The sequence below is a fragment of the Nostoc sp. 'Peltigera membranacea cyanobiont' 213 genome (assembly GCF_002245975.1).
GTDB lineage: Bacteria > Cyanobacteriota > Cyanobacteriia > Cyanobacteriales > Nostocaceae > Nostoc.
Genome location: NZ_NOLI01000065.1, coordinates 1 through 25,014, shown reverse-complemented (window position 1 = coordinate 25,014; position 25,014 = coordinate 1). Strand labels below are relative to the sequence as shown.

General features: G+C 42.4%; 25 protein-coding genes. 15 read left to right on the top strand and 10 right to left on the bottom strand.

The window, feature by feature from the left end; all coding sequences use genetic code 11:
* Positions 1–649: 649 nt before the first annotated feature.
* From CDG77_RS18430 to CDG77_RS18395, 8 genes are all read left to right on the top strand, one after another.
* Positions 650–865, top strand: a complete 216-nt coding sequence (locus tag CDG77_RS18430) for a hypothetical protein (protein ID WP_094330792.1) — start codon at positions 650–652, stop codon at positions 863–865.
* Between the two features lie 7 nt (positions 866–872).
* Positions 873–1,298, top strand: a complete 426-nt coding sequence (locus CDG77_RS18425) for a type II toxin-antitoxin system VapC family toxin (RefSeq protein ID WP_094330791.1) — start codon at positions 873–875, stop codon at positions 1,296–1,298.
* Between the two features lie 135 nt (positions 1,299–1,433).
* Positions 1,434–3,005 (top strand): metallophosphoesterase family protein, encoded by a 1,572-nt coding sequence (locus tag CDG77_RS18420; RefSeq protein WP_094330790.1) that lies wholly within the window; start codon positions 1,434–1,436, stop codon positions 3,003–3,005.
* A 250-nt stretch (positions 3,006–3,255) separates the two neighbouring features.
* Positions 3,256–4,014: a YebC/PmpR family DNA-binding transcriptional regulator gene (locus tag CDG77_RS18415; RefSeq protein ID WP_094330789.1), complete on the top strand. Its 759-nt coding sequence runs from the start codon at positions 3,256–3,258 to the stop codon at positions 4,012–4,014.
* A 448-nt stretch (positions 4,015–4,462) separates the two neighbouring features.
* Positions 4,463–5,713 (top strand): RNA-guided endonuclease InsQ/TnpB family protein, encoded by a 1,251-nt coding sequence (locus tag CDG77_RS18410; protein WP_094330788.1) that lies wholly within the window; start codon positions 4,463–4,465, stop codon positions 5,711–5,713.
* Between the two features lie 142 nt (positions 5,714–5,855).
* Entirely contained in the window at positions 5,856–6,155 is a 300-nt protein-coding gene (locus CDG77_RS18405; protein ID WP_094330787.1) for a hypothetical protein, read from the top strand.
* A gap of 610 nt (positions 6,156–6,765) precedes the next feature.
* Entirely contained in the window at positions 6,766–6,933 is a 168-nt protein-coding gene (locus CDG77_RS36615) for a hypothetical protein (protein ID WP_181154369.1), read from the top strand.
* A 228-nt stretch (positions 6,934–7,161) separates the two neighbouring features.
* Complete coding sequence (locus CDG77_RS18395; RefSeq protein WP_094330785.1) at positions 7,162–8,415, top strand: FAD-dependent hydroxylase; 1,254 nt, start codon at positions 7,162–7,164, stop codon at positions 8,413–8,415.
* On the opposite strand, the gene CDG77_RS18390 is transcribed toward CDG77_RS18395, so the two are convergent.
* Both CDG77_RS18390 and CDG77_RS36610 read right to left on the bottom strand, forming a co-directional pair.
* On the bottom strand, positions 8,412–9,032 hold the full coding sequence (locus CDG77_RS18390; protein ID WP_094330784.1) for a Uma2 family endonuclease: 621 nt from the start codon (positions 9,030–9,032) through the stop codon (positions 8,412–8,414). The genes CDG77_RS18395 and CDG77_RS18390 overlap by 4 nt on opposite strands.
* Before the next feature lie 79 nt (positions 9,033–9,111).
* On the bottom strand, positions 9,112–9,276 hold the full coding sequence (locus tag CDG77_RS36610) for a hypothetical protein (RefSeq protein WP_190234003.1): 165 nt from the start codon (positions 9,274–9,276) through the stop codon (positions 9,112–9,114).
* Here CDG77_RS36610 and CDG77_RS18385 point away from each other — a divergent pair.
* From CDG77_RS18385 to CDG77_RS18375, 3 genes are all read left to right on the top strand, one after another.
* Positions 9,271–9,828: a hypothetical protein gene (locus CDG77_RS18385; RefSeq protein ID WP_143857049.1), complete on the top strand. Its 558-nt coding sequence runs from the start codon at positions 9,271–9,273 to the stop codon at positions 9,826–9,828. The two genes, CDG77_RS36610 and CDG77_RS18385, sit on opposite strands and share 6 nt — an antisense overlap.
* A gap of 131 nt (positions 9,829–9,959) precedes the next feature.
* Positions 9,960–10,511 (top strand): REP-associated tyrosine transposase, encoded by a 552-nt coding sequence (locus tag CDG77_RS18380; protein WP_094330806.1) that lies wholly within the window; start codon positions 9,960–9,962, stop codon positions 10,509–10,511.
* A 215-nt stretch (positions 10,512–10,726) separates the two neighbouring features.
* Positions 10,727–10,918 carry a tetratricopeptide repeat protein gene (locus tag CDG77_RS18375; RefSeq protein WP_190234002.1) on the top strand — a complete coding sequence of 64 codons (192 nt, stop codon included), beginning with the start codon at positions 10,727–10,729 and terminating at the stop codon, positions 10,916–10,918.
* A gap of 182 nt (positions 10,919–11,100) precedes the next feature.
* Here the strand turns inward: CDG77_RS18375 and CDG77_RS37675 are convergent, their stop codons facing one another.
* Both CDG77_RS37675 and vapB read right to left on the bottom strand, forming a co-directional pair.
* Positions 11,101–11,349: a type II toxin-antitoxin system VapC family toxin gene (locus tag CDG77_RS37675; protein WP_223269861.1), complete on the bottom strand. Its 249-nt coding sequence runs from the start codon at positions 11,347–11,349 to the stop codon at positions 11,101–11,103.
* A 2-nt stretch (positions 11,350–11,351) separates the two neighbouring features.
* On the bottom strand, positions 11,352–11,582 hold the full coding sequence (gene vapB, locus CDG77_RS18365; RefSeq protein ID WP_094330781.1) for a type II toxin-antitoxin system VapB family antitoxin: 231 nt from the start codon (positions 11,580–11,582) through the stop codon (positions 11,352–11,354).
* Positions 11,583–11,945: 363 nt separating this feature from the next.
* Between vapB and CDG77_RS18355 the strand changes: the two genes are divergently transcribed.
* The 3 genes from CDG77_RS18355 to CDG77_RS18345 all read left to right on the top strand — a co-directional run bounded on the left by CDG77_RS18355 (position 11,946) and on the right by CDG77_RS18345 (position 16,380).
* On the top strand, positions 11,946–14,141 hold the full coding sequence (locus CDG77_RS18355) for a lytic transglycosylase domain-containing protein (RefSeq protein WP_094330780.1): 2,196 nt from the start codon (positions 11,946–11,948) through the stop codon (positions 14,139–14,141).
* A 318-nt stretch (positions 14,142–14,459) separates the two neighbouring features.
* Positions 14,460–15,851: an MATE family efflux transporter gene (locus tag CDG77_RS18350; RefSeq protein WP_094330779.1), complete on the top strand. Its 1,392-nt coding sequence runs from the start codon at positions 14,460–14,462 to the stop codon at positions 15,849–15,851.
* A gap of 115 nt (positions 15,852–15,966) precedes the next feature.
* Positions 15,967–16,380: an SET domain-containing protein-lysine N-methyltransferase gene (locus tag CDG77_RS18345; protein ID WP_094330778.1), complete on the top strand. Its 414-nt coding sequence runs from the start codon at positions 15,967–15,969 to the stop codon at positions 16,378–16,380.
* 259 nt (positions 16,381–16,639) lie between these two features.
* Here the strand turns inward: CDG77_RS18345 and CDG77_RS18340 are convergent, their stop codons facing one another.
* The 4 genes from CDG77_RS18340 to CDG77_RS18325 form a co-directional block, all read right to left on the bottom strand.
* Positions 16,640–17,629 (bottom strand): D-alanine--D-alanine ligase family protein, encoded by a 990-nt coding sequence (locus CDG77_RS18340; protein ID WP_094330777.1) that lies wholly within the window; start codon positions 17,627–17,629, stop codon positions 16,640–16,642.
* A 64-nt stretch (positions 17,630–17,693) separates the two neighbouring features.
* On the bottom strand, positions 17,694–18,083 hold the full coding sequence (locus tag CDG77_RS18335; RefSeq protein ID WP_094330776.1) for an SET domain-containing protein: 390 nt from the start codon (positions 18,081–18,083) through the stop codon (positions 17,694–17,696).
* Between the two features lie 199 nt (positions 18,084–18,282).
* The gene (locus CDG77_RS18330) at positions 18,283–19,347 is read right to left on the bottom strand and encodes a KamA family radical SAM protein (protein WP_223269860.1); all 1,065 of its coding nucleotides are present in this window, start codon (positions 19,345–19,347) and stop codon (positions 18,283–18,285) included.
* A 132-nt stretch (positions 19,348–19,479) separates the two neighbouring features.
* Positions 19,480–19,728, bottom strand: coding sequence for a toxin-antitoxin system HicB family antitoxin (locus tag CDG77_RS18325; RefSeq protein WP_094330775.1), 249 nt, complete (start codon positions 19,726–19,728; stop codon positions 19,480–19,482).
* 83 nt (positions 19,729–19,811) lie between these two features.
* On the opposite strand from CDG77_RS18325, the gene CDG77_RS35565 reads away from it, so the two are divergent.
* Entirely contained in the window at positions 19,812–20,060 is a 249-nt protein-coding gene (locus CDG77_RS35565; RefSeq protein WP_143857048.1) for a hypothetical protein, read from the top strand.
* A 32-nt stretch (positions 20,061–20,092) separates the two neighbouring features.
* Here CDG77_RS35565 and hetF read toward each other — a convergent pair whose 3' ends face one another.
* Together hetF and CDG77_RS18315 are read right to left on the bottom strand one after the other, a co-directional pair.
* Positions 20,093–22,606 (bottom strand): cell division protein HetF, encoded by a 2,514-nt coding sequence (hetF, locus tag CDG77_RS18320; protein WP_094330774.1) that lies wholly within the window; start codon positions 22,604–22,606, stop codon positions 20,093–20,095.
* Positions 22,607–24,252: 1,646 nt separating this feature from the next.
* A partial coding sequence (locus tag CDG77_RS18315; protein ID WP_094330773.1) for a type 1 glutamine amidotransferase occupies positions 24,253–25,014 on the bottom strand: 762 nt, incomplete at its 5' end.

The window sequence follows — 25,014 nt, the reverse complement described above, 5'->3', positions numbered from 1 at the left end:
TATAGAATAATATTTATCATCTGGATTAATTTTTTTTTTACAAGTAGCAAAAGTAGGATCTAAACTCTGCGTTCTGCCAAACTCCAAAAAGCTGATTTGTTTACAGCATACATACGTTACTTTTGTATATAATTGCCCCAATAATTTATTGTTAAGAATTGGAGAAAAGCTAAAAAAGTTTCTCCCTTTTGTCCAGAAAAGACCACTAAGAGGATGTTTTAAAAGTCCTCTTCTCGGTAACAAAACGTTTTAGATCCCCCTAAATCCACGCCAGTTGCTCATGGGGGAAACCCCCAAGACCGCACTGGCTCCCCTTAAAAAGGGGGACTTTGATTCTTCCCCCTTTTTAAGGGGGGCTAGGGGGGATAAATAAGTGCCTAAAATCACAGCAAACTACTTTTAAAACATCCTCTAAGAGGTTTTACTATCAAAAACCTGTCCCTCTGCGAATCGGAGAGGGAAAGAATTGAACTTTAAAAAAGTTCGTCGCACTCACGTAACATTAGTTCATCTGTTGGCTTCGGGAATTCTCAAAAATCGATATAATTCGTAAGATTGATATAAGTATCTTCACTAGTTATTGCGTCGTATACTCTACCTGTATTGTTACAACCAGCTTAGGATAGACTAAAAGTACTTTTTGCGAAAAATGGTAGAAAAAATCACAGCTGTGTTTAATGGCAAAGTCTTCTATCCGGCTGAAGCAATCGCACTGCCAATCAATACCCGCGTGCGAATCAGTATCGAAATTTTACCGCCAAGCGAACACGAAACGGTATCATTTCTGCAAACAGCGCGATCGCTAAACTTAGATGGGCCACCTGACTGGTCTACCAATATAGATAAATACTTGTATAGTAAGTAAACTTTCCATGCATTCTGAAGTCTTTCTTGATACATCATTTGCCATTGCTTTATCTGCACCGAGCGATCGCTTGCATGACCGAGCCTTACATCTGGCTAAAATGTTACAAGCGGCAGAAACTCGTCTGGTGACAACACAGGCGGTAATGTTAGAAATTGGCAATGCCTTATCCCAACAACCTTATCGCCAAGCGGCAATCACATTATTAAATTCTCTAGTAGCAGACTCCAAAGTAGAAATTGTCCCCCTCTCCCAGGAACTCTACGAACGCGCTTTCGAGTTATATCGGGAACAAACAGAGAAAGAATGGGGATTTGTGGATTGCGTATCTTTTATTGTGATGCAATATAGCGGAATCACTGAAGCCCTGACTGCTGATGAGCATTTTCAACAAGCTGGATTTCGAGCATTACTGCGAGAAAATTTGCCTTAAGGATTGGGAATTGGGAATTGGGAATTGGTTATTCTACAAATGACAAATGACAAATGACTAATGACAAATGACTAACGACAATTAAATATTTCGTTACAATCAGCGTGTGCATTAGGCATTGAAGAGTTATCAGCCATGAAATTGATTTCCGATCCACCGATTCCTGTGAAAATTCAAAAGATGAAGGAACGGGTGCGGTGGATGCATCCAAGTTTTGTGCAACGGGGAATTGACCAAACCAGTATGGTTATTGACGATGGCAGGGAAGATAGTCCAGAATTTTCCTTTATGGTTATTGGTGATTCTGGTACTCAATCCCATTATCGACACCACCCCCAACGAAAGGTTGCCGAATTGATGCTGACTCACCGAGATGATTGCAGTTTTGTGTTGCACACAGGTGATGTAATCTATGTGGTTGGTTCTCAAGAATTTTATTCAACAAACTTTATTGAGCCTTATCGGGAATTTCTTGTCGGTGGTAATAACCCGAACAGCATTCCTTACGATCGCATGGTGTTTAATCTGCCGTTCTTGCCAGTACCTGGTAATCATGATTACTATGATGTACCCTTGATGTACCGTTTATTTACTGGAACGACATCTTCATTACGTCGCCTGTTCCGCTACAAAGATATCGAGATTGGCTGGCATGGATCGTATCAAGGTAATGCTTATGCACGAGCATTTATGGATTATACCCAAGCGATCGCTTCCCCACAAGAATTAGAACGTCATTTAGATCGACACTACACTGCTAAGACTGATACAGGGCGGTGTTTGCGTTACGAACCCGGACAGTTTACCCGTTTACCCAATCGCTATTACACCTTTCGTTATGGCGGAATTGACTTTTTCGCACTGGATTCTAATACTTTTAATACACCATCACCTTTACCTGCAACTCAAGAAGGGCAAATTTACCGCCGAGAATTGCAAAAACGTCGCCAGGAAATAGATCGAGAAGAATTGCAGATTTTGGGAATCTGCGATGGACTAAACCCAGATAAACCCACCGAAGCGGAACAACTTGATGAACTTACCGCCAAATTAGATCAAATAGACGAGATCAAAATCGATATTGAAAAACAATTGGCATCTGAGAAAATGCCTGAGATCGATTTTGAACAACTTGAATGGTTGCGAAGCAGACTTATTGAATCTTGGAACACCTCCGAAGTACGCGGACGTGTAATCTTTTTCCATCATCCGCCTTATGTTACTGAGGCTACCAAGTGGAATCAGGCACAAACCTTGGCGGTTCGCCACCGCTTGCGCTGGGTGTTTGAACGAGTGGCAGAAACTCTTGGTTCTCTAATTAAAGAACGTCCCATAGTCGATTTGATTTTAAATGGTCACGCTCACTGTTTGGAGCATCTTTGCACAACTGATACCGGATTTGCTGACTCTCACATTAACTGCATTATCTCTGGTGGTAGTGGTCATCGTCCTCGCTATCAACGGCGAGAGGGAACTGAATTGATGGAGATTTTTACGGAAATAGCAGATAAACCGACTCGGAAAGTTGCCGATTCAAAGCTTTTTGTTGGTCGTCATGATTACAATCTCCAAAAGAGATTGCCTTACTCATCTGTGCGGATTGATGTTTTGGCTGGTACTCCACCCAAGTTTACCATCAGACCGTTGGTTACAGAACGAGTTGGGGATGAGTGGTGTAACCGCGAACTTGAACCTTTTGTGATTTAACAAAAAACCTCCTGATCTAGCCTTGCACAATTATCTAAATGTGAGTTCGATGAACCTCTCCCTCCCAGATTCCCTCTCCGAAACGGAAAGGAAGGAGTAGAAAAAATTAGGCTTTTTGCTCCCCTCTCCGATGCGGAGAGGGGCTGGGGGAGAGGTCAAAAAAGATTTGTCGAACTCACGTTATCTTAAGTCGTGGTTTTTGCAAGCGTTTATATCTTAATCTTGAATAGAGTTTTGATAATTTCAGATTATGGCAGGACATAGTAAATGGGCAAATATTAAGCGCCAAAAAGCCGTAGTAGATGCAAAAAAGGGTAAAACCTTCACTCAGTTATCGCGGGCGATTATCGTAGCGGCTAGAAGTGGCGTACCAGATCCGGCGCTAAATTTTCAACTTCGCACGGCAATTGACAAGGCAAAGGCAGCGAGTATCCCCAATGATAATATTGAACGAGCGATCGCTAAAGGTGCAGGCACTTTTGGGGGGGATAACGCTATCTTTGAATCGATTCGCTACGAAGGTTACGGCCCTAGTGGTGTAGCGATTTTAATTGAAGCCCTCACAGATAATCGCAATCGCACTGCTGCTGACTTACGTGTAGCTTTTAGTAAAAATGGTGGCAATCTTGGTGAAACAGGTTGCGTTAGCTGGATGTTCGATCAAAAAGGCGTTTGTCTAGTACAGGGTGCGATCGACGAAGAACGGCTTTTAGAAGCATCCCTTGAAGGCAATGCCGAGTCTTATGAGATGACTGAAGATAATATGGCTGAGGTTTTTACTGATATTGGCAATTTAGAAACCCTAAGTCAGACACTCAAAAATCAAGGCTTTAAGGTGACTGATGCCGAATTTCGCTGGATTCCTAGTAATAGTGTAGAAGTTCCCGATCCAGATCGGGTGCGATCGCTTTTCAAGTTAATTGACACTCTAGAAGGCTTGGATGATGTGCAAAATGTCACAGCTAATTTTGATATAGCAGAAGAATTGATGGATATCAGTTTTTCTTAATCAATATTCACATAGCATCATACCCCATAAATATGCTCAGGCGCGATGCCGATAGTGAGTCTTGCCTACGGTATGCTGGCACGACTGAGCGTCATCACCCGTCAGTCTAAAAGATATAGATGATGTGCAAAATATTACATTTAGCCTCTGAGATAGCAGAGGCAACAAGCATCACATATAGCAAAGCATTGAGCGCAAACCCAGTTAATTTAAGGCTTTCAGCAATCAATACTATCCTAACCTACGTGACTACAGTCATATCAAGGTATTTACCTAGATTCGGAGAGAAGGCTCCCGCCATAATCTGTGATTTGGCGGCGAGATGAATCGAGGGCGAAAAACTCAACATTCCACAAGCATAACTGACTGAAAGTCAGTGAGGGAAGGGAAATAGTTGAGTTTTTCGCTTTCTCCATGTTATGATTAGGCTATTGAGTTGAGCGTAAAAATGCTGGTATTTGAAGCAAAGCTCGTTGGAACGAATGAGCAGTATGGAAAGCTGGATGAAGCTATCCGTACTGCTCGTTTTGTTCGGAACAGTTGCGTTCGATACTGGATGGACAATAAGGGCATTGGTAAATACGAGTTGAGCGCATATTGCGCTGTACTTGCTGCTAAGGAAGCTGATTTTCCATTCGCTGCAAAGCTTAATTCGATGGCAAGACAGGCTAGCGCTGAAAGGGCGTGGTCTGCAATCGCTCGGTTCTTTGATAACTGTAAAAAAGGTAAACCAGGGAAAAAAGGATTTCCTAAGTTTAAGAAAGAACAAACGCACGGTTCTGTTGAGTACAAAACTTGTGGATGGCGACTTGATGATGACCGCAGGTATATCACTTTTTCTGATGGGTTCAAAGCAGGAACCTTTAAACTTTGGGGAACCCGTGACCTGCATTTCTACCAACTTAAACAGTTCAAAAGAGTGCGGGTTGTGCGTCGTGCTGACGGGTATTATGCCCAGTTTTGCATTGACCAAGAACGAGTAGAAAGGCGAGAACCAACGGGTAAAACCATTGGTATTGATGTTGGTTTGAACCACTTCTACACCGATAGTAACGGGGAGACAGTCGCCAATCCCAGACATCTTCGTAAAAGTGAAAAGTCTTTGAGGCGACTGCAACGCCGGATGTCTAAGACTAAAAAAGGTTCTCAAAATAGAGTCAAGTTCAGGAATAAACTTGCGCGTCTTCACCTCAAAGTAAGTCGCCAGCGTAAAGACTTTGCTGTAAAGACAGCAAGGTGCGTGGTGAGGTCTAGCGACCTCGTGGCGTATGAAGATTTGATGGTGCGGAATATGGTTAAGAATCATCGATTGGCTAAGTCGATTAGTGACGCTTCCTGGTCGCTGTTTCGTGAATGGGTTGAGTATTTCGGTAAAGTTTTTGGTGTGGTAACTGTTGCAGTTCCACCCCACTACACTTCGCAGAATTGCTCGAATTGTGGTCAAGTCGTCAAAAAGACTCTTAGCACTAGAACTCATATTTGTCCTCATTGTGGACATACTCAAGACCGGGACCAGAACGCGGCGCGGAACATATTAGAAAAAGGATTGAGTACGGCGGGTCACGTCGGAACTAACGCCTCTGGAGAGACCGATCAATACTTGAGTGAGGCAACTCATAAAAGCAAATCAACTCGTGGAAAGAGGAAACCCAAAGAGCGATCTTTGGAATCCCCCGCTATATCAGGTACTCCTGATTAGCGGTGGGAGGATGTCAATTAAAGTCATCTATCTGAGAATAGAGATAATTTAAAAATCACACGTAAGATTCACATAAATTACAAACTAATGACATACCGCTAGTAGATAGTTAGGCAATTGATTATTTGACGAGGAGTTTCAAATGAATAAGTTCGCTAAAGCCTTACTTTTGGCTTTAATGTTAGCTGCACCTGTAGCTGTTTCTGCATCCACTGTTCAAGCTAAAACTACTTCTAGCGCGAATACAACTTACGCAACTGCTAAAGTTGCCAAATCCAAGACTGCAAAACGGCACAAACACCACCGCCATCACAGCAAAGCTATTAGAAGTAAGTCTGTAGTTAAACAATCTGCACTTAAAAAACACGTTACTCCAACAGGTACAACTACCCCAGGTGCAACTACCCCACCCGCAGCTACACCAACCAACCCAAATAACTAATTCTGAACTTACGCATTGAAAATCTCAAACCTCGATTCTTTTTCAAAAGGGGAATATTAAAAATATTCTTAAAAAGGGGTTTGGGGGATCTATTATGCGTAAATTATAATTATTATTCATGAAAGTAAATAGCTGTTTATCGACTCATATTTCGCAAAGCCGCCAGACGTTTACTTGATATTTGATTAATAATAAGACGACGCAGACTATAAACCTTGATTCATGAGTATTTGACTACTCAGATATGATTTATATAGTTGCTACTAACTTTAATATTTTTTAGTAGTTATATAGCAAGTTTATTTTCTACTACTTTCTAAATACATACCATACAATTTAGACCTACTGCAGATCGCAGCAGGTTTTTTTATTTGGTAGATTTCTCTAAAATAGAAAATTATGCTTATTTCATCCAAAAATTAATCCTAGATAATTGCCGAAAGGCTTCAGCTATTTTTCTCTGTAGAGTAATAAATATTCATGTCTTTTTTAGATGCTAATATCGGCAAAAATATCCACAAAAACTTCATATAAATAACAAGAGAATGACATCTGTCTTTGTCATATTTAATTCATGGGTTCACTACATAAATGGAATCAAGGAAATCACATGAATAAGTTTGCTAAAGGTTTAGTTCTAGCTCTAGTACTTGCTACTCCCATAGCCATTGCTGCACCAATGTTTCAAGCTGCACCAGCTTCAGCGGCTGTTAAGCATAAGCATCATACATATCATCACAAAGGTATTAAGAAACATCACATCAAAACACATCACTAATAATCTCCTGCTGTCAAACACAGCATATTTAATGATTGGTTACACTTACTAGCGATCGTTGGTAGTAGCTCCGCAACAAAATTTATACTTTATTTATCTGAAAATAAGTAAAGCTGTGTTACCTCGCTGTTGTCCTCAGTCATCGGCGGGGTTTTTCAATGTTTGCTTGCTCTAAAGGGTGCGATCGCGTCAAAATAAGAGTTAAAGACGCTGTAACTTAACTTAACAATGGCCACGCAGTTTGAGCAAATTTCCCCTCAATTAACACCGCCAGACTTGCGGGGATATGAATATGACTTGGTAATTGTTGGCGGTGGGATTATTGGGTTAACTCTAGCCTCTGCTTTAAAAGATTCTGGCTTGAGTATCTTGCTGATTGAAGCAAAAGTGGCTTCAGTGGCGGTAGCCAAGGGACAAGCCTATGCGGTTCATCAGCTTTCGGCGCTAATTTACCAAGGAATTGGAGTTTGGGACAAGATATTGCCTCAAATCGCCAAATATTGCCGAGTTCGTCTTTCTGATGCCGATTATCCCAATGTGGTGGAATTTACCACAGATGATATAGATACAGCAGAGTTGGGTTATGTGGCAGAACACCAAGCGCTGTTGCAGCCTTTGCAGGAATTTGTCCAAGATTGTCCAAATGTGACTTATTTATGTCCGGCTGAAGTGGTGAATGCGGATTACCAGCAGGATATAGTCGCGATCGATATAAAGGTTGCCGATCGCTTACAGACAGTTCGCAGCAAATTACTGATAGCAGCAGATGGGGCGCGATCGCCAATTCGTCAAGCTGCGGGAATCAAAACCTCTGGCTGGAAATATTGGCAGTCTTGCATCGTGGCATTTGTCAAACCAGAAAAACCGCACAATAACACCGCTTACGAAAGATTTTGGTCTAGCGGGCCATTTGCAATTTTACCTTTACCGGGGAACCGTTGCCGGATTGTCTGGACAGCCCCCCACGAAGAAGCAAAAGCTTTATGTGCCTTAAATGATGAGCAATTTTTAGCAGAACTTACGCGTCGTTATGGCGATCAGATGGGAAAATTGGAATTACTAGGCGATCGCTTTGTCTTTCAGGTACAACTCATGCAAAGCGATCGCTATGTTCTCCCCCGACTAGCATTAATTGGTGATGCGGCGCATAATTGCCATCCAGTGGGCGGACAAGGTTTAAATCTGGGGATTCGAGATGCAGCAGCTTTGGCGCAAGTTCTCCAAACAGCGCACCAAGCGGGTAAAGATATTGGTGATATTCAGATTCTCAAAGGTTATGAACGCTGGCGCAAGCTAGAGAATTTAACTATTTTAGGTTTCACCGACTTATTAGATCGGATGTTTTCTAATAACTTCTTACCTATAGTAGTGGTTCGTCGCTTGGGTTTATGGTTTTTACAGCGAGTCCCTGTATTAAAGGTGTTTATGCTGAAGTTGATGATTGGCTTGAAAGGACGAACTCCAGAATTGGCAAAACGCTAGATGACAGCAGCTTGAAAAATCTGGTTTGGGGTGAGATTCAATTCGGGAAAGGTTTGGGAGATAATAATCGCATTATCTCGAAACTTACTTATCTGATATTCCCCATCAACCAAGTTACAAACGGTGATTGTCGGTTGTTTGGGATTGCCGATCAAATTACGTCCACCCAAGGCGGCATAATCGACAATCCAGTATTCTGGGATACCCATCTCTTCATAGTCAGCGTATTTTAAATAGTAATCGTCCCGCCAGTTAGTTGATACAACCTCTATAGCCAAAGGGATCGATGCACCCAAACTTACGATAGATTGTTTTTGCCATAATTTTTCGTTTGCCAGATTTGCACGATTTAGCACCAACACATCTGGGAGATAACCAGAATCTTTTTCAGGAGGTCTAACTATAGCTTGGCTGGGCATGAAGTAGGGGAGGTCTAATCGGTCAAATTCAACTGTTACTTTTCTTGCTAAAAAACCCTTTACTTCTTCGTGTTCCCCTACTGGTTGTGCCATCTCAACAATTTCTCCTTTATGTAGTTCATAGCGAACTCGTCGATTTTCGGGTAGCCAATCGACGAATTCCTCAAAGGTTACTAACTTAGGTATGGCTTGAGTCATAGATGATAGAGAATTACTGAATCATAGAAATATTATCTCTAATTCCGCGATCGCATTGCTTGCAAATTAGCCTAACCTTTTACGGTGCGATCGCTGTAGCTGAAAATAAACGCTCACGAATTGGCTGCCCAAATAATGGAGAAATTGCTATAGCAAGTTTTGGGTGATGCGTTAGCGAAGCGTAACGCATCCTACAAGATTGGGCGATCGCACCATACAGAATCTTTAGCCAATCGCAATGCAATTATTATGCTTCCACGAGGGTACACTACCAGCAACAAGTTTGCTTGACTTAGGAAGCTATGTAGTTATGGATTTGTCGAAGCTGAGTTGGATTAAGAATGTTAAACATAAAGGTAATGATAAAGCCTGGGCTTACGAAACGTCGGTTATGCAAATTCCAGAAGCCAGGATATTTTGTCTTAACTGGCGCGATCCCAAAGACAACACCAATGCTGAAAAGCCTCTTAAAGATGACTTAATGCTTCTACTTCAAAAAGCCAAAGTCACTCATCTGGTCGAATTTGTTGATAATAAAGTGTACGAAAATAATTCTAGTGAGTGGGGTATATACAGGGTTGTAAAAGCTTTGTGGATGCCACCTGAAAATTCTGACTGGGAGAAATTGCCACACCAGAAAGATTTCTTTGGCTTCGATTATGTTGTAGGTGATGGTGCTGCCCATAATTTAGCCGAAGAGAATAAGATGCACCAATTTCACCAGTACTGGGATAAGCAAGGTGGACTAAAAGCATTTCAGAATCAATTAGACTTACAGAAATATCTTCGACTTTAGAGAGCTATCGCCAATCTTGTAGGATGCGTTAGCGCCAGCGTAACGCATCCCCCATGTAATTAATCAACATGTTTATTGTTTATCAACCGGATTTGGGCAAACTAATCAACAAATCCAAATTGCATCATTCAATGACCAACTACCGCAGAATCAGGATTGAGAGCGGCACTTACTTCTTTACCCAGGTAACACATCAAAGACAACCGTGGCTTTGCACCGATGTTGCACGTCTTTTGCTGCGCTCGGCATTTCTCAAGGTTCGTGAAAAATATCCGTTTGCGATCGATGCCATTGTGTTGTTACCTGATCACATCCACTGCATTTGGACTCTACCACCTAATGATAGTGATTATGCAACTCGTTGGCGATTGATTAAAAGCGATGTCACCAAGCAAGGAGCATCTGGTCTACGGTTGCAGGCAAACCGGAGTGAATCACGGCACAAACGCAGAGAGAGCAATCTTTGGCAGCGACGATTTTGGGAACATTGGATTCGAGATGATGTTGATTTTGCGCGGCATTGTGATTATATCCATTACAATCCAGTACAACATGGGTTATGTCAGCGAGCAATGGATTGGAAGTATTCAAGTTTTCACCGATATTTAGCACAGGGTATTTATTCGGTTGATTGGGGAATGAAGGAGGAATTGATGCCCTTATTAGAGGTTTGGGATCGGTGAGTTGAGGGTTTTGGGTGATGCGTTACGCTTCGCTAACGCATCCTACGAGATCGGGCGATCGCACTTCACCGTTATGCTGTCTAATATTTTTGGGAATACTATCTGGTAGGTAAATACAAATGTCAAGGTAGGAAGTGTGAAGTATAAGAAGCTACACAGATAAAGATGAAGCGGAATTCTTGTACAACTAAGGTAATATAAGCGCTAGAATGGGCATGTTTGAAGATGCTCTGTCTCTTTACGATCGAGCTATCATTATTGATGATGGCAACCCAATGTACTACAACAATCGTGCTGCTGCGCTTAAGAGGCTCGGTAGGCTTCAAGAAGCGATAAAGCAATATGAAGAAATCATCCTACGAGATCGGGCGATCGCTGCTCTTGTAGATTGGATTGAGATAAAGTAGCACAATCCCGCAGGGTAGCCCAACATTATTTTTTATGGATTTCAATCCCATAGCCTTTGAATGGGATAACCATCAAACTTGACATCTTTGCTAATCACAACAAGAGAGTGATTTATGGCTTGAACAATTAACATTCTATCAAATGGATCGCGATGATTTGATGGAAAATTTAGCTTTGAATATCACTCAATATCCTTATCTATAATAGGCAAGATTTGAATATTTATATATTGTAATTCTTTAAATAAATCTTCAATTGAACGATGAATTTTTAACTTGCCTATATTAATTTTAATAGCAATTTCCCAAAGGCTAACAATACTGAAATACAAGTTGTCTTTTGTATCAATAATATCCTTAACTTTAATTGCTAGGTTGGGATCGCCTAGTAAATACCACAGCAAAGTATGAGTATCCAAAAGAAATTTCATAATTACATATATTCTGCTAAATCTTCTAATGGTTCATCGAAATCATCTGACATAATGATTTTATTTGCCCAACTACCATAACCACGAACAGTTTCTATCTTTTCCTGAGATTGTTGATTATGTTGATTATGTGGATACTTTTCTCGCAAATATTCTGCATAATGCAATAGTTCTGTCTTGAGAGATTCCGGCAGACTAATAAAGACTTTCCATAAAGCTAGCTCAGTATTCATAACTTTTATTTTCTCAAGATCAAGCACGAGTATCTAAAGCTTACCTCGAAACACAAGATTACGTTGAACTCACCAGTCAGTCTTGGCAAGGGCTGCCCGCATCTACTATGACTTGCGCCATCAAGGGCTTACCGTTCGCAATCCAATCGATTGCTGTATTGCTCAAGTGGCATAAGAATTATATACCAAAGATAGATGTAATAGCATTTAATATGTGCTAATTACTCAATATTGCTAACTGTGGGATTGAAAATTAAGATTTTTGTACATAAAATTAAAAATCTAAAATTAAAAATTGGTAATACTGATGGCTAGGAGTGTTAAAGTTTCAGGAAATTCATCGGAAATTTTCAGCGAGTATTCATGCTGAAGAAACTACAGAAAAAGCAAATTTCGATCATTGCAGGTGCGGCACTGTTTGCCTTTTTAGCTGGGGCGATGGTATCAGCACCTCAGATTGGTAAAACTGTTGGGCAATGGCTCAAAGTGGGTAAGAATCAGACACAGCAAACATCTGATGCTAGCATTGCCCAATCAGCCGTCTTTCCACTGATATCACAATCTCTGCCAGAACGGGCGGCAAAACTAGCAGCGATCGCCGGACAGTCGCCTTCGCCAGACCGAAATCGCGCTCGTTATCTTTTGGCGAGTGATTACATTGAAAGAACCCAAGGGCAAAAAGCGCTGGCTTTACTCCAAGGATTGGAGAAAGACTATCCTATCCTCGCGCCCTACATTTTGCTGAAACAGGCCCAGGCACAGGATATCCTGGGCGCAGACGGCAAAGCCTCGGATCTCAGACAAAGTGTGCTGAAACAGTATCCAAAAGAAGCCGCTTCGGTAAAAGCACTATATCTAATTGCCCAACCGAAGCAACAAGAAATAGCGATCGCTCAATTTCCTTCTAATCCTCTAACTTGGGAAATTATTCGCAAACGCTTGCAAGAAAATCCCAATCAGCCAAAATTACAATTGATTTTGGCAACTTATGCTTACGATCAACCAGGCATAGTGGGCGTTTTGGATCGGCTAGTAAAACAGCCTACCCTCAAACCCGAAGACTGGGAACTCATTGGTACCAGCTATTGGGAAAATAGTCAATTTCCGAAAGCGGCGAATGCTTATGCCAAAGCACCCAAAACACCGCGCAACCTCTACCGGACTGCACGAGGGTTACAAGTAGGAGGCAAAGATAAAGAAACAGCGATCGCTACCTATAAACAATTAGTGCAGCAATTTCCCAATACCGAGGAAACTGGGACTGCACTACTGCGATTAGCAGAAACCGCAAAGACAGGTAAAGATGGCTTACCTTATCTCGATCGGGTAATTAGTAAGTTTCCTAAACAAGCTGGGACTGCACTGGTACAAAAAGCCAAAACTCTCGAAACCCTCAAGGATCAAAAGTCAGCTAGCGCGGCGTGGCAATTACTCATAGCCAAGTACGGCAATTCTGATGAAGCCGCAGAATATCGTTGGAAAATCGCCCAAGATAAAGCCAAAGCCAAAGATTACGTCGGTGCTTGGCAATGGGCAGAGCCAATTGTCACCAATAATCCCAACAGTATTTTAGCTCCCAGAGCCGGCTTTTGGGTCGGTAAATGGGCAGCTTCACTAGGGAAACAGCAGGAATCTCAAACTGCTTATAATTATGTAATTAGTCAGTTTCCCTACTCTTACTATGCATGGCGAGCAGCCAATATGCAGGGGCTAAATGTCGGCAACTTCGACAACGTGCGCGTCATGAACCCGGAAGTAATCGCACCCCAGCGTTCATTACCACCGGCTGGTTCTGAGACTTTCAAAGAATTATATTTGTTGGGTCAAGACCGCGATGCCTGGTTACAATGGGAAACGGAATTTCAGAATAAAATTCAGCCAACGGTAGCAGAGCAATTTACTGAAGGGTTGATGCGGCAGGCGAAGGGTGAAAATCTCATCGGAATTGACAAAATTTCTAAATTAGAAGATCGGGAAATACCAGCAGAACTTGCCCAATATCAAACTCTGAGCAAACAGATCGCCTACTGGCAAGCCCGTTACCCATTTCCCTATCTCCGAGAGACTGAAAAATGGTCTATTGAGCGTAAACTCAATCCTTTGCTAGTGACCGCTCTAATGCGTCAAGAGTCACGGTTTGAGCCAAAAATCAAATCCGTCGCTGATGCTACTGGCTTAATGCAGTTGTTGCCCAGTACAGCTAAATGGATCGCCCCACAAATTAAGGTGGATATCAAAACAATAAACCTGGAAAATCCCAACGATAATATTATGCTGGGTACTTGGTATTTGGATCATACCCATCAGCAATATAACAATAACTCGCTGTTAGCGATCGCCAGTTACAATGCAGGCCCCGGTAATGTCTCCAAATGGCTGCAAACTCTAACTACACAAGATCCAGATGAGTTTGTTGAACAAATTCCCTTTGATGAAACCAAAAATTATGTGCGTCAGGTATTTGGCAACTACTGGAATTATTTGAGACTTTACAACCCTGAAATTTCTGGAGTCGTAGCAAAGTACTCTACTACACATCCAAAATTACCGGCGCAGTGATTTTACTTAATCAGATAAGCAAGTAGGGAGCAGGGAAAACACATATACAATTTTTTTTACATGAGTTCGATGAACCTCTCCCTGCCTGGAATTTTTGTTCAATTTAGTCACTCTCTAACTCGGAGAGTGACTGCCTTTGCGTAGTAAAAATGACTAATTATGTAGATACCATTTAATCTGTCAAACTTACGCATACTTAAGTAGAGCGATCGCCTATTTCACTGCCAACAGCTTGAGTTGAGTGCGATTTAAGTATTAATATATCTTAAATAATATTAAATATTACTTTTTTCGCACCATCCTTAATTTTTGTGCCCAATGGAGTTAGCTTCAAAAGAATTTAAGTCAGAACTGATATTAGAAGTCCAAGCCTGCCTGCAATTGGCAGTTCCTCTGGTAATTACTCAAATATTAGAAGCGGGCATTCCTTTATTGGATGGGGTGATGATGGGCTTACTTAACAGCCAAGCCTTAGCTGCGGGTGCTTTAGGTGCTGTTACCTTTTCTACCCTAGCTTCCGTTTGTCGTTCTATTCTTTCAGCCGTAGGTGTGAGTGTCGCAAATGCTTTTGGTGGAGGCAAAATAGACCAAGTTAGCCGTGCTACCGGTCAAGGAATTTGGTTAGCTGTGACGATGTGCTTACCTGTGATGTTTATCATTTGGCACTTTGACTATATCCTGCTGCTGACTGGTCAAGAAGAAAGCAATGTGTTATTAGCTCAAACCTATTTGCGGTCTATTGTTTGGAGTTTTCCTGCTGCGCTCGGTTTTTGTATCTTAAAAGAAGTTAGCTCTGCTCTCAATCGCCCCCAATTCCTAGCAGTAATTACGGTATCTGGACTATTCTTGAATGCAGTTGCTAATTACGTGCTAATGTTCGGTAAATTTGGTTTCCCAGCCCTTGGTTTAGCGGGTATTGGTTGGGGAAGCACACTCATTTTTTGGCTGAATTTTATTGCCGCCGTCAGTTGGGTTTGCTTGGACGACTACTTTAAAGACTACCAACTTCATCGCGCTTTGCATCAGTTCGATAAAGATATGTTTGTAGATATCTTCCAAACTGGATGGTTCTTGGGGTTGCAGTATGGAGCCGAAATTGGAGTATTCACCGCCACTGCTTTAATGATGGGGTGGTTTGGGACAGAGACGTTAGCAGCCCATGAAATTACCGTTGAGACAGAAAGTTTCGTCGAAACGGTGTCTATAGGTATTTCCTATGCCATCACAATGAGAGTAGGACAGCTGAGGGGACAAAACGATCTCAAAGGTGCAAGCATAGCTGGATTTGTCTGCATTGCCCTTGTTACTCCCATTGTTACCATTGTGGGATTAATTTTTTTGCTGTTTCCCAACTATATTGTGGCAATGTATTTGGACACCAGTAATTTGGATAATGTCGAGATAGTTAAAACGGCAACTTCTTTCCTAGCTGTGGGGGCATTAGTCCAAATATTTTATAGTATTCAGACTATTGCTGCTGGTGCATTAATCGGGTTGAAGGATACCAAAATACCAGTGTTGATCGCCATGTTCGCTTACTGGGGTGTAGGTCTAGGTGGTGGCTATCTGATGACATTCACTCTTGGTTGGGGTGCTATAGGTTTATGGTTGGGTTTAGCATTAGGGCTACTTATGGGCGCAGTGCTTTTAACTTGGCGTTTTTATCTTTTGACTTCCGATATAGCATCAAAGTCCTGCTCAGAGACGTAAAGTTTTACGTCTCTACATCCAGATTAATATCGCGATCCAACAAGGCAAATTAGTCTATCTAAAATAACTTAAAATTAGAAAAACTAAATAATTGAAGACATAGAGACTTTTAATTATGCTGACTCCTGAAGATATAGAAAAATTTATTAACAATGCACCGAAATGTGAAGTTCGTCAGAGTGGAATTGATGGTTACGGGCTTTTTGCTAAGGAGTTGATATTAGAAGCAGAGCAAATAATAGACTTTAGCTTTCCTCATTTTTACCAAGAAGTTAGATATGCCGATCAAACCGATGAATTTCTGAGGGAGGGGAAATTTATTGGAATTAGTGAGGAAATTTGTTTAACGGCTGAGGGTTCAACTAAGTTTGCGGCAGTCAATCATTCTCGAAATCCCAATGCTGTGGTTGACCTTGAAAAACGCCAAGTATTTGCTTTGATAGATATTCAACCTAATGAGGAAATAACTATAGACGTGCGTTTGGAGCCAATGTCCGAGCGAGCAAAGCAATTCTCGCCGTGGCTTTGAGCTAAATGTAGGGATGTAAAGTTTTATGTCTCTACAAGAATTTTCATCGTCATTCACAATAAATTTCATACCGCAATCAGCAACGGCAAAAAACCGCCACTTATGACCATTTTTTGAATTCAAAATTCAAAATTCAAAATTCAAAATGAAGAATAGAATAATTTTGAATTAATTAATTCTGGGTACAAGCCCCCACTGATTGTCTTTAATTTTGAATTGATAATTTTGAATTTTGAATTCCCCGAAGGGGTTGACTAAATCAACATTTGTACCTTTGCCATGCAGACTCAACTATTTCAGCAATGATTTCTGTGTATGTCACACCACCCAAACGTCCCATAATTACCAGGTCTGAGCGGATATAATGTAGCCCTGGTAATGGGTTAACCTCCATAAACTGCAACACGCCGCTAGCATCGCAACGCAGATCCACGCGGGCTGCATCACGGCAACCAAGAGTATGGTAAACATCTAGGGCTAGCTGCCTTGCCTGTGCTGCCAGTGGTTCGGGATCTATGAGCAAATCATAAGATACCCGTTCCAGATACTCATCCTTGTTGAGGGTGGTATAGGCGAAAGCTTCCGTTTTTCCTGTCAAAATTACTTCCATCACACCTACTACGTGTGAGTTGCTGCCGTTGCCAATAATGCCTACTGTCACTTCTCGGCCGGGAAGAAAAGTTTCTACGAGTACGGACTGCTGAAATAGTTCGCGTAACACTTGATAAGTACTGACTAGCTCTTCACGTTCTTTGACAAGAGAACGCCCAGTTACCCCTTTAGAACTCCCCTCCGCCACAGGCTTGAGGAAAACTGGCATTGGCAGCGATGCGGCTGTTGCTTCTGCTGTAGTATTCACCACTTCAAAGGCGGCTGTCGGCAAACCGCGATCGCGCACCACTCTTTTAGCAAGTGCCTTGTCTAACGTTAAAGCACAGGTGAGCGGATCGGAAAATGTATAGGGTTGAGCGAATAATTCACAAACTGCCGGAACTTGAGCTTCACGAGAGCGACCCTTCAAACCCTCAGCAATATTGAAAACCAGATCCCAGCGATCGCCATTGGCCAAGCGCAAAGCGAGTTCTCTACCATTGCCGACACGTTCAACCTGATTACCTAACTGAAATAGTGCATCTTCTAGCCCAATGATAGTTTCTTCATCATCGAACTCCATCACCTCAGAGGCACTAAAACCAGCCTGAAGGTAGTCTGCCTTCAGGTCATAACACAGACCAATTAATAACCCCATAGCCCGATAATTCCTGGTAAGAAAGCTTTTGCTGTTAGCTTCAATATAAAATCAGGTGTCTTTATTAATTCCTCAATGAAGATATCTCATTAACAACATCGAACCATATAGGAGATTTATCGTTAGGAGAACCGTTATAGTTGGCAGTAATTTCTTCTCCTGCTTCTATATCTCGGTAAGCAATTAATTCCACCTCCCCTTCGGCGAATTTTTTCACATAGTAAGTATTAGGTTCGTAAGAATGATTAAACAGTGAGGCTAAACCGAGAGCGATCGCCGCAGCTTTATCTTCCCAATCGTAGTAATAGTTACCTAAAATTGTTTTATCTAGAAATTCAACCTGTTCTGCGGGTATAACTACAACTGGCGATCTCTCAACGATCTCTCCTCTCAAAAAGTGCTTTTGTGCGAAGATACCTCGACCTTTTAGGTTTGTATTACTAACAATCAACATTCCAGCTACTCTCCTACGATTACTTAGTTTTATGTTGCCATAATCCAATAGAACCATCCCAACTGGCTTTTTTAGATGATGGCGATCGAATTAATATATGGTGTTAGACTTATTCCACTGGATCTACATAGGTGTACGTTTTACCTGCCCAATTTTGCACTGTAACTGTGCCTTTCTCATAACCAAGTAGAGTCTCGGCTTAAATTGGGACTTTGCCACCGCCGCCAGGGGCATCAATTACATAAGTTGGTACAGCGTAGCCAGTGGTATGACCACGCAATTTAGAAATTAGATCGATCCCAGTTTGAACGCTCGTTCGCAGATGTGCAGTGCCAACAACTGGGTCGCATTGGTAAAGGTAATAGGGTCGCACGCGCAACTTCAGAAGACCGTGAAACAGATTCTTGAGGGCTTTTTCAGAGTCATTCACACCTTTTAACAGCACAGTTTGACTACCTAGAGGAATACCACCATCCGCTAGGCGATCGCAAGCTTGTGTTACTTCTAGGGTAAGTTCCCGCTGATGACAAAAGTGCAAAGACAGCCACACGCGATGTTTACGAAGTAAGGCAACAAGTTGCGGTGTAATTCGCTGCGGCAAAAAACTCGGTACGCGGGAACCAATCCGAATAAATTCAATATGCTCAATTGCACGTAACCGCCCAAGCAAATTATCTAAAGGTTCATCAGACATTAGCAGAGGATCGCCACCAGAAATTAGCACATCACGGATCTCGGTGTGTTCTTCCAGGTAAGCGACGATCGCATCCAACCGCCGCGTTACTGGGTACATCTCACCTTGACTCACCAAACGAGAACGGGTGCAGTAACGACAATAAGCAGCGCATGTGTCTAAAGCAAGCAGTAATACGCGATCGGGGTAGCGGTGTACGAGTCCTGGTACTGGAGTATCGTTATCCTCACCACATGGATCTACCATGTCTGCTGTACTAACTATTAATTCTTCTTGCCGGGGGATGACTTGTAACCGTAGCGGACAAAGCGGATCTTCTGGATCGAGGAGTGATGCAAAGTATGGGGTTACGGCTACAGCAAACTTCTCTGGCGCGATTAAAAGTCCCTGTTCTTCGGTAGGACTAAGCCTTAATAACTTCTGAAAGTGTTCCAGCTTAGTCAACCGATGCCGCATTTGCCAGCGCCAATCGTTCCAGCGTTCTTGGTTGTAAGTCTCTCCCAAAATCTGACAAATTTCTTCACACCGAACATCTGTAACTAGAGGCTCTAGAATAGTGTTTTTGATCATGATTAGAACTAAATTAAGTTGAGAAGAATAAACCGATCGCAGCCTGGTTTGTTTACCTAAGAATCTAGGTAAAGTAGAAAAGTATTGACAACTGTCACCAGTTCTGCATCAAACTCTTCCTCAAACAGGCGATTACCGTTGTGGCGTAGAAATATAAATAGTTTGGCTCGTTTGATGCCAGAGATAATGGCTTGTTCTGCCTCTGATAACTTCGATGGGAGGATTCCAGTTAGGATTTGGCATATCCTCAGTACACTCTAGGTAATCAGCAAAAGCGTTAATAATTACCTTATATTTAGATGCCTCAGCCTTAGCAGCGTCAATAGCTAGCTTTTTGTGAAGATGAGGTGGAATTCTAACACCGACTTGAATACAGGGCATGAAAACAAAGTTTAAGTACTCTAAAAATGATACCCAATGTTAAACCATAAGTATCTTCATACACAGAATATAGTACTGCGGTCATGCTTGTTAATCTAATTATTATTCCACCACTAGACTTCAGATCGGATGTAGACGCAAAGCACAAAGCCGGAGATTCCGAAACTCCGGGCTTGTCGCCAGATATGGCACTCAAAAATTTTAGTCTAGCGATCGCTTATTTTGTTATCAGGAGCGATCGCTCCAATCACCACCTACGAATACAGCGCTTCCGGCTATTATGCAATACAGTTTTCCTCTTGCCCGTCTCCTATCATAGCTTTCAGCTTTGAGGATGTACCTCATAGCCGCAGGAAGTGCTGTATTACTGTTGTTCTCCTTTTTCTTGAAGGAGCGATCGCCAATCTGCAATCGCCTTTTCTGTCCACAGCCAATTTTTAGCTAATTTATCTACTTGGAAATTGACTGGATCGGACTTGAGAACCGTTTGCCGCAACTTGATCGCTTCATTCAGATACTGTGTCTGCTTACCACTAGATTGATTAAGTGCAGATTTATACAATCCAAGCGCTAAACCAGCATAAGAAGTTAAAGCATCTTGAGGAACTGCTGTCTTGGAATCTGGACTCTGCTGTTTGAGTGCCAAATTCAAAGCCTTGAACCAAGAGTCATTGGCTCGATTCAGATTGCCTTCTGCGTAGTAGGCAAATCCTAAAGCGTTGTTATATAAAAGCGATTCTGGTTTAGCTTTTGCGGCAGTTTCCCAGTAGCGGCGGGCATCATCGACGCTATAGTTATTATTGTCTCCAGTTTGGATGGACTGCCAAGCTAATCGTCCCTTATAAAAGTTGACAGATGGATCGTCAATTTGCTTACTTGGAACCAGTTTTAGAGCAGTTTCTGCCGCAGCCAGTGCGCCACGATTTAGTAGTTCTTCTACAGCTAATAACCCACCTTGTAAGTCACCCTGGCTCAATTTTTCTGTAGCGGTGGCGGTAACAATTCCATTGGGTGCTGTCTGTAAGTCGGGATTTTGCTGCTTTTGAATCGGTAAAGATTCAGTGGGAATTGCTGGGATGTTAGGCAAATTTACCTGCTGGGAGCGATTTTGCCACCACCAATTTAAACCGATCGCAGCTGCTAACGCACTGATTCCCACAATACCTACAATTGGCCACAGCTTGCGGCGTTGGGTATGAGGTCTTGGTGGGGGTGGTTGCGATACCTGCGGCGGGCTATGCCTACGCAAAAAATCAGATTTTTCTAAATTTCCTTCCAAGTTTCCAGTATTTGGAGGTGGTGGTGCTGGGACTTCTCCCCACAAATCTCCTTCCCCTTGCAGAGAAGTTTTTTCTTCTGAAACCTGTCTTTGCTGAAAATTATTTTCTGGAATTTGTCGATCCAGTTCAGTTGGAGCTTTTTGGTTATCTAGCTGACGAAACAAATCCGAAACTATCGCTGAATCTTCTTCATAACTTGAGTCATCATACTCAATTTCATCAACGAGATCGCCCCAAGTATCCTCACCCAGCCAGTCCAACCCAGAAGAGTCCCGCGTCAAACCAGTAGGAATCATTTCTTCCATTCCTAAAGGCATATCGCTATCATCTGCCATAGCGGAGTACATCGTGGAAGTGATTCCTAAAGGCGAACTATACTGATTTCGTGATTCTGCACTTTCGGATAACTCAGTTTCCTCGCTCAGAAAACCGTCAAATTCTGGCTGGAGATATAAAATCGGTAATGCCCAGTACATCTGGTGAGAACCATAAGCAGAAATTAATCCTTGGCGCACCCGACTAACGCACAAATCTACTGGATATCCCTGACTCAAGTTGCGATAAAACAATTGTGTAAGTGTCAGTGCGACTTCATCAGGAATCCGTTCTGACATTGCCAAAACGCTTCTGATCCCACGCTTTACCAGACTTTCGGCTAGGTTCCGTTCCCCAGTGTCGCCAGAGGGATCGGATGCAGCTGTGTACGCCCCCAAGCAGGAATTAAACACTGCCATTTGGATGTTATTGTTGACGAGCAAACCTGCCAGATCGTCTCCACTCAAGACTTCCGTTAAGCCAGTTCTGCGACTAACAAGATAAATTTCTCCGCCATTGCCGCCTAAGTTACTATGACCAGAGTAGTGGAGAACGTGGTATCTGCCTTGTTCTAGGGCTTGCGTCAGTTCTTCTCGTCCTGGTTGGTCTAATACAGTGAGTTCAATTTCTGGGAACCGATTGTTACCTTCAGTCAGTCGTGATGTTTGACGATGAAGTTCTGCTTGCAGTTTAATCGCTTCCTGTTTCTGCAAGTCAAGACGGACTTGATCTGAGGGAGAAGCAATTACCATCAATACTTTTACACCACCTTGTTCTCGTGGTGTGAAAGTATTTCGCGATCGCAAAGGAGAAGCCCCCAAAACGCCACTTTGGAAGCGAGAAAAAGCCACATAAGGCCCAGTAGCCAGAGGGCGATCGCCTGCGTGCATCACTTCCCAAGGCAGACGAGCTAATCTAGTGTCTTTTAGCCCTAAGCGCAAGCGTAGTACCTGCTGGTGGTTTTGGGCAATACCTTGAGCAGTAATCCAACTATCTCTGAGAGTGCTTTGAAATAGGGCGTTATAAAATTGTTGACCTAAGGCCACCAAATTAACAGAGTTTCTGGCGATATTGCTTTCGTTTCCACTAGAGGTAAATGGATCTCCCTGCAACACTGACTTCAATGGGTCATTCATCAAATGCCCAGCAGCTATTAACCAATCAGCTACAGGCCAAGTCACCAATTCTTCTGCCAATGGTACCCCAGGTGCGACTTGTTCCGTCCGCACCAAGTAGTCATTTTGCCCTACTGGGGTTACGGAAATGTGAAATTCCTGGGTCACAATTTCTCCTGTCCGCCTCCTAAATCTGGTTTGAAACGCGAAAGTTTCAAGTCGATTTGCTCCCTCTGATAACTTAGATGCATCCCACCCCTGAATGTTTCTGATTCGGTGTTGTTTTGCTTTTTCTGCCTTTACAACTTTATCCGGATCGGATTACTTGGATCGAGAACACTTAATTGGTAGATGCACCTTGATCTTCAACTCCCCTAGTTGGCTAACACCCACTGGGGGTTTTTTTTTGGCCAACAACAGCAACTTTTGATGCAGATATTCTCTACCAGAAAATAGTCCTTAATCCTAGAATACTTGATTAATAGATGGATGTACCTTGATTTTTAACTCCCCTAATTCAGTTAATATCTACTAGAGTTTTTTTGGCAGACTTTTCTAGTAAATTTATCCGGAGCATGGTATTTAAACCTAGAACATTTAATTGGTAGATGCACCCTGATAACTAGCTCCCCTGGTTGGCTAACACCCACTGGGGGTTTTTTTATGAAGGAAGTAAGCAGCAATTATTTCTGAGGTATCAAATTTTTCAGGCAGCGCACTGGATTGTTTAATTGGTAGATACACCCCGATCGCTAGCTCCCCTAGTTGGCTAACACCTGTTGGGATATTTCTCTAGTCAACGCTAATTTATCCGGTAGATTGCTCTTTAAAAGTCTCTAGCTTTTAATTCTCATGGGGGCTACCACCTTCAGAATCGGCACTAGTAACCCAATGAGGATCGTTTAGAGATAGAACTTGGAAACGAGATTCTTAAGGATTTGAGCTTAAGTTTACACCAATGCCTGATAACTAACCCCTCTGCTTGGCTAACATCCGAGGTTTTTTTTGGTGAGAAAACAGCAATAACTTCAACCTCTGTTAATTTATCCGGTAGCTACCCATTTAGTTTAGAAAAGATGATTGGTAGATGCACCCTGATAACTCACTCCCCTGGTAGACTAACACTCTCTGGGGGTTTTTTCTAGTTGTGTAGGCGTAACCCTTCGTAGACATCGCCATCAACCCTGATTTTAATCGTTTTTCCCGGAAGATACTGGCTGCCCCTAGAAAAGATTACTGGTAGATGCACCCTGATAACTCACTCCCCTAGTAGACTAACATCATCTGGGGGTTTTTTATTTTAAAAAATAATTAGCCTTTGTCCAAATTTATCCGGAATGTGATGTTCAATCTGAGAACAGTTAATTGGTAGATGCACCCTGATAACTAACTCCCCTGGTAGACTAACATCCTCTGGGGGTTTTTTATTTTAAAAAATAACTAGCCTTTATCCAAATTTATCCGGAATGTGACGTTCAACCTGAGAACAGTTAATTGGTAGATGCACCCTGATAACTAACTCCCCTGGTAGACTAACATCCTCTGGGGGTTTTTTTTTGGCTAAAGTCCAATAGCACTTCCTGCTCGCTCAATCCCTGAATCGCTTTCTTTTTATTGTGAGCTAGAGATGCCACATCAAAATGATTGCTATGATATTTAATCATATTCTTTATTTTTTTTCTATATTTTGGTGTTTTACCAATAAAGGCAGGAGGAAAACTGCCCTTTGTCTCCTAGCGCTACCAGAGGAGTCTTGGGTTTAAAACCGACTCCAAATCTCTGATTTGGTGTGCTACCCCCTGCTTTCTTCAAGGTTAAGCTTTCGCCGCAGCAACATTTGGTAAACTCACTTTCAACCGCTTAAACATCGCTTCTCGTGCTTGTACAGCAAGATTATCATCTAAAGGCTGCAATGCGATCGCTTCCCCATATTTGAGCCGTAGCGCTGTTTGAATTAACCAATCGGCGACAAAGGGATTTTTCGGTAACAAAGGGCCGTGAGAATAAGTAGCGATCGCATTTTGATAAAATGCTCCTTCTGTCCCATCTTCACCATTATTTCCCAAACCGTACACCACGCGCCCTAAAGCTTCCACTTTCCCCAACTTGGTGCGTCCGCCGTGATTTTCAAAGCCTACCAAATATGGTGTGCTGCCCGTCATCTCTTTTAAATCTTGCGCCAGACGAGAAGCTGTAACTTCAATTACCAAGTTTCCAATACAGCGCTTAGTATTTTCACCAGGATGCACGGAAACTAAATCGAGTATTCCTAAACCATCAATCCGTTGCCCTAAGCCTGGTTCGTAATAATGTCCCAATAGTTGGGGCGAACCACAGGTAAAGACACCTGGTGTACCATTTTCGATTTTTTCGCGCATTGCATCAGCTTTCGCACCTTGCAAATCACGCATGACAATTTCTTGCTGACGATCTTGTGCGCCACCACCAACGATGACATCTACAGTTTTAATATCTGCGGCTGTACTATTTTGATCTAGGGGTAAGATTTTAACGTCGTATCCCCGCCACTGGGCACGACGTTCTATAGTAATTACATTACCGCGATCGCCATAAGT

Bases quoted from the DNA above. Each gene is read 5' to 3' on its own strand.
- CDG77_RS18430 (WP_094330792.1), top strand. From the start codon at position 650: ATGGTAGAAAAAATCACAGCTGTGTTTAATGGCAAAGTCTTCTATCCG.
- CDG77_RS18425 (WP_094330791.1), top strand. From the start codon at position 873: ATGCATTCTGAAGTCTTTCTTGATACATCATTTGCCATTGCTTTATCT.
- CDG77_RS18420 (WP_094330790.1), top strand. From the start codon at position 1,434: ATGAAATTGATTTCCGATCCACCGATTCCTGTGAAAATTCAAAAGATG.
- CDG77_RS18415 (WP_094330789.1), top strand. From the start codon at position 3,256: ATGGCAGGACATAGTAAATGGGCAAATATTAAGCGCCAAAAAGCCGTA.
- CDG77_RS18410 (WP_094330788.1), top strand. From the start codon at position 4,463: ATGCTGGTATTTGAAGCAAAGCTCGTTGGAACGAATGAGCAGTATGGA.
- CDG77_RS18405 (WP_094330787.1), top strand. From the start codon at position 5,856: ATGAATAAGTTCGCTAAAGCCTTACTTTTGGCTTTAATGTTAGCTGCA.
- CDG77_RS36615 (WP_181154369.1), top strand. From the start codon at position 6,766: ATGAATAAGTTTGCTAAAGGTTTAGTTCTAGCTCTAGTACTTGCTACT.
- CDG77_RS18395 (WP_094330785.1), top strand. From the start codon at position 7,162: ATGGCCACGCAGTTTGAGCAAATTTCCCCTCAATTAACACCGCCAGAC.
- CDG77_RS18390 (WP_094330784.1), bottom strand. From the start codon at position 9,032: ATGACTCAAGCCATACCTAAGTTAGTAACCTTTGAGGAATTCGTCGAT.
- CDG77_RS18385 (WP_143857049.1), top strand. From the start codon at position 9,271: ATGCAATTATTATGCTTCCACGAGGGTACACTACCAGCAACAAGTTTG.
- CDG77_RS18380 (WP_094330806.1), top strand. From the start codon at position 9,960: ATGACCAACTACCGCAGAATCAGGATTGAGAGCGGCACTTACTTCTTT.
- CDG77_RS18375 (WP_190234002.1), top strand. From the start codon at position 10,727: ATGTTTGAAGATGCTCTGTCTCTTTACGATCGAGCTATCATTATTGAT.
- CDG77_RS37675 (WP_223269861.1), bottom strand. From the start codon at position 11,349: ATGAAATTTCTTTTGGATACTCATACTTTGCTGTGGTATTTACTAGGC.
- vapB (WP_094330781.1), bottom strand. From the start codon at position 11,582: ATGAATACTGAGCTAGCTTTATGGAAAGTCTTTATTAGTCTGCCGGAA.
- CDG77_RS18355 (WP_094330780.1), top strand. From the start codon at position 11,946: ATGCTGAAGAAACTACAGAAAAAGCAAATTTCGATCATTGCAGGTGCG.
- CDG77_RS18350 (WP_094330779.1), top strand. From the start codon at position 14,460: ATGGAGTTAGCTTCAAAAGAATTTAAGTCAGAACTGATATTAGAAGTC.
- CDG77_RS18345 (WP_094330778.1), top strand. From the start codon at position 15,967: ATGCTGACTCCTGAAGATATAGAAAAATTTATTAACAATGCACCGAAA.
- CDG77_RS18340 (WP_094330777.1), bottom strand. From the start codon at position 17,629: ATGGGGTTATTAATTGGTCTGTGTTATGACCTGAAGGCAGACTACCTT.
- CDG77_RS18335 (WP_094330776.1), bottom strand. From the start codon at position 18,083: ATGTTGATTGTTAGTAATACAAACCTAAAAGGTCGAGGTATCTTCGCA.
- CDG77_RS18330 (WP_223269860.1), bottom strand. From the start codon at position 19,347: ATGATCAAAAACACTATTCTAGAGCCTCTAGTTACAGATGTTCGGTGT.
- CDG77_RS18325 (WP_094330775.1), bottom strand. From the start codon at position 19,728: ATGCCCTGTATTCAAGTCGGTGTTAGAATTCCACCTCATCTTCACAAA.
- CDG77_RS35565 (WP_143857048.1), top strand. From the start codon at position 19,812: ATGCTTGTTAATCTAATTATTATTCCACCACTAGACTTCAGATCGGAT.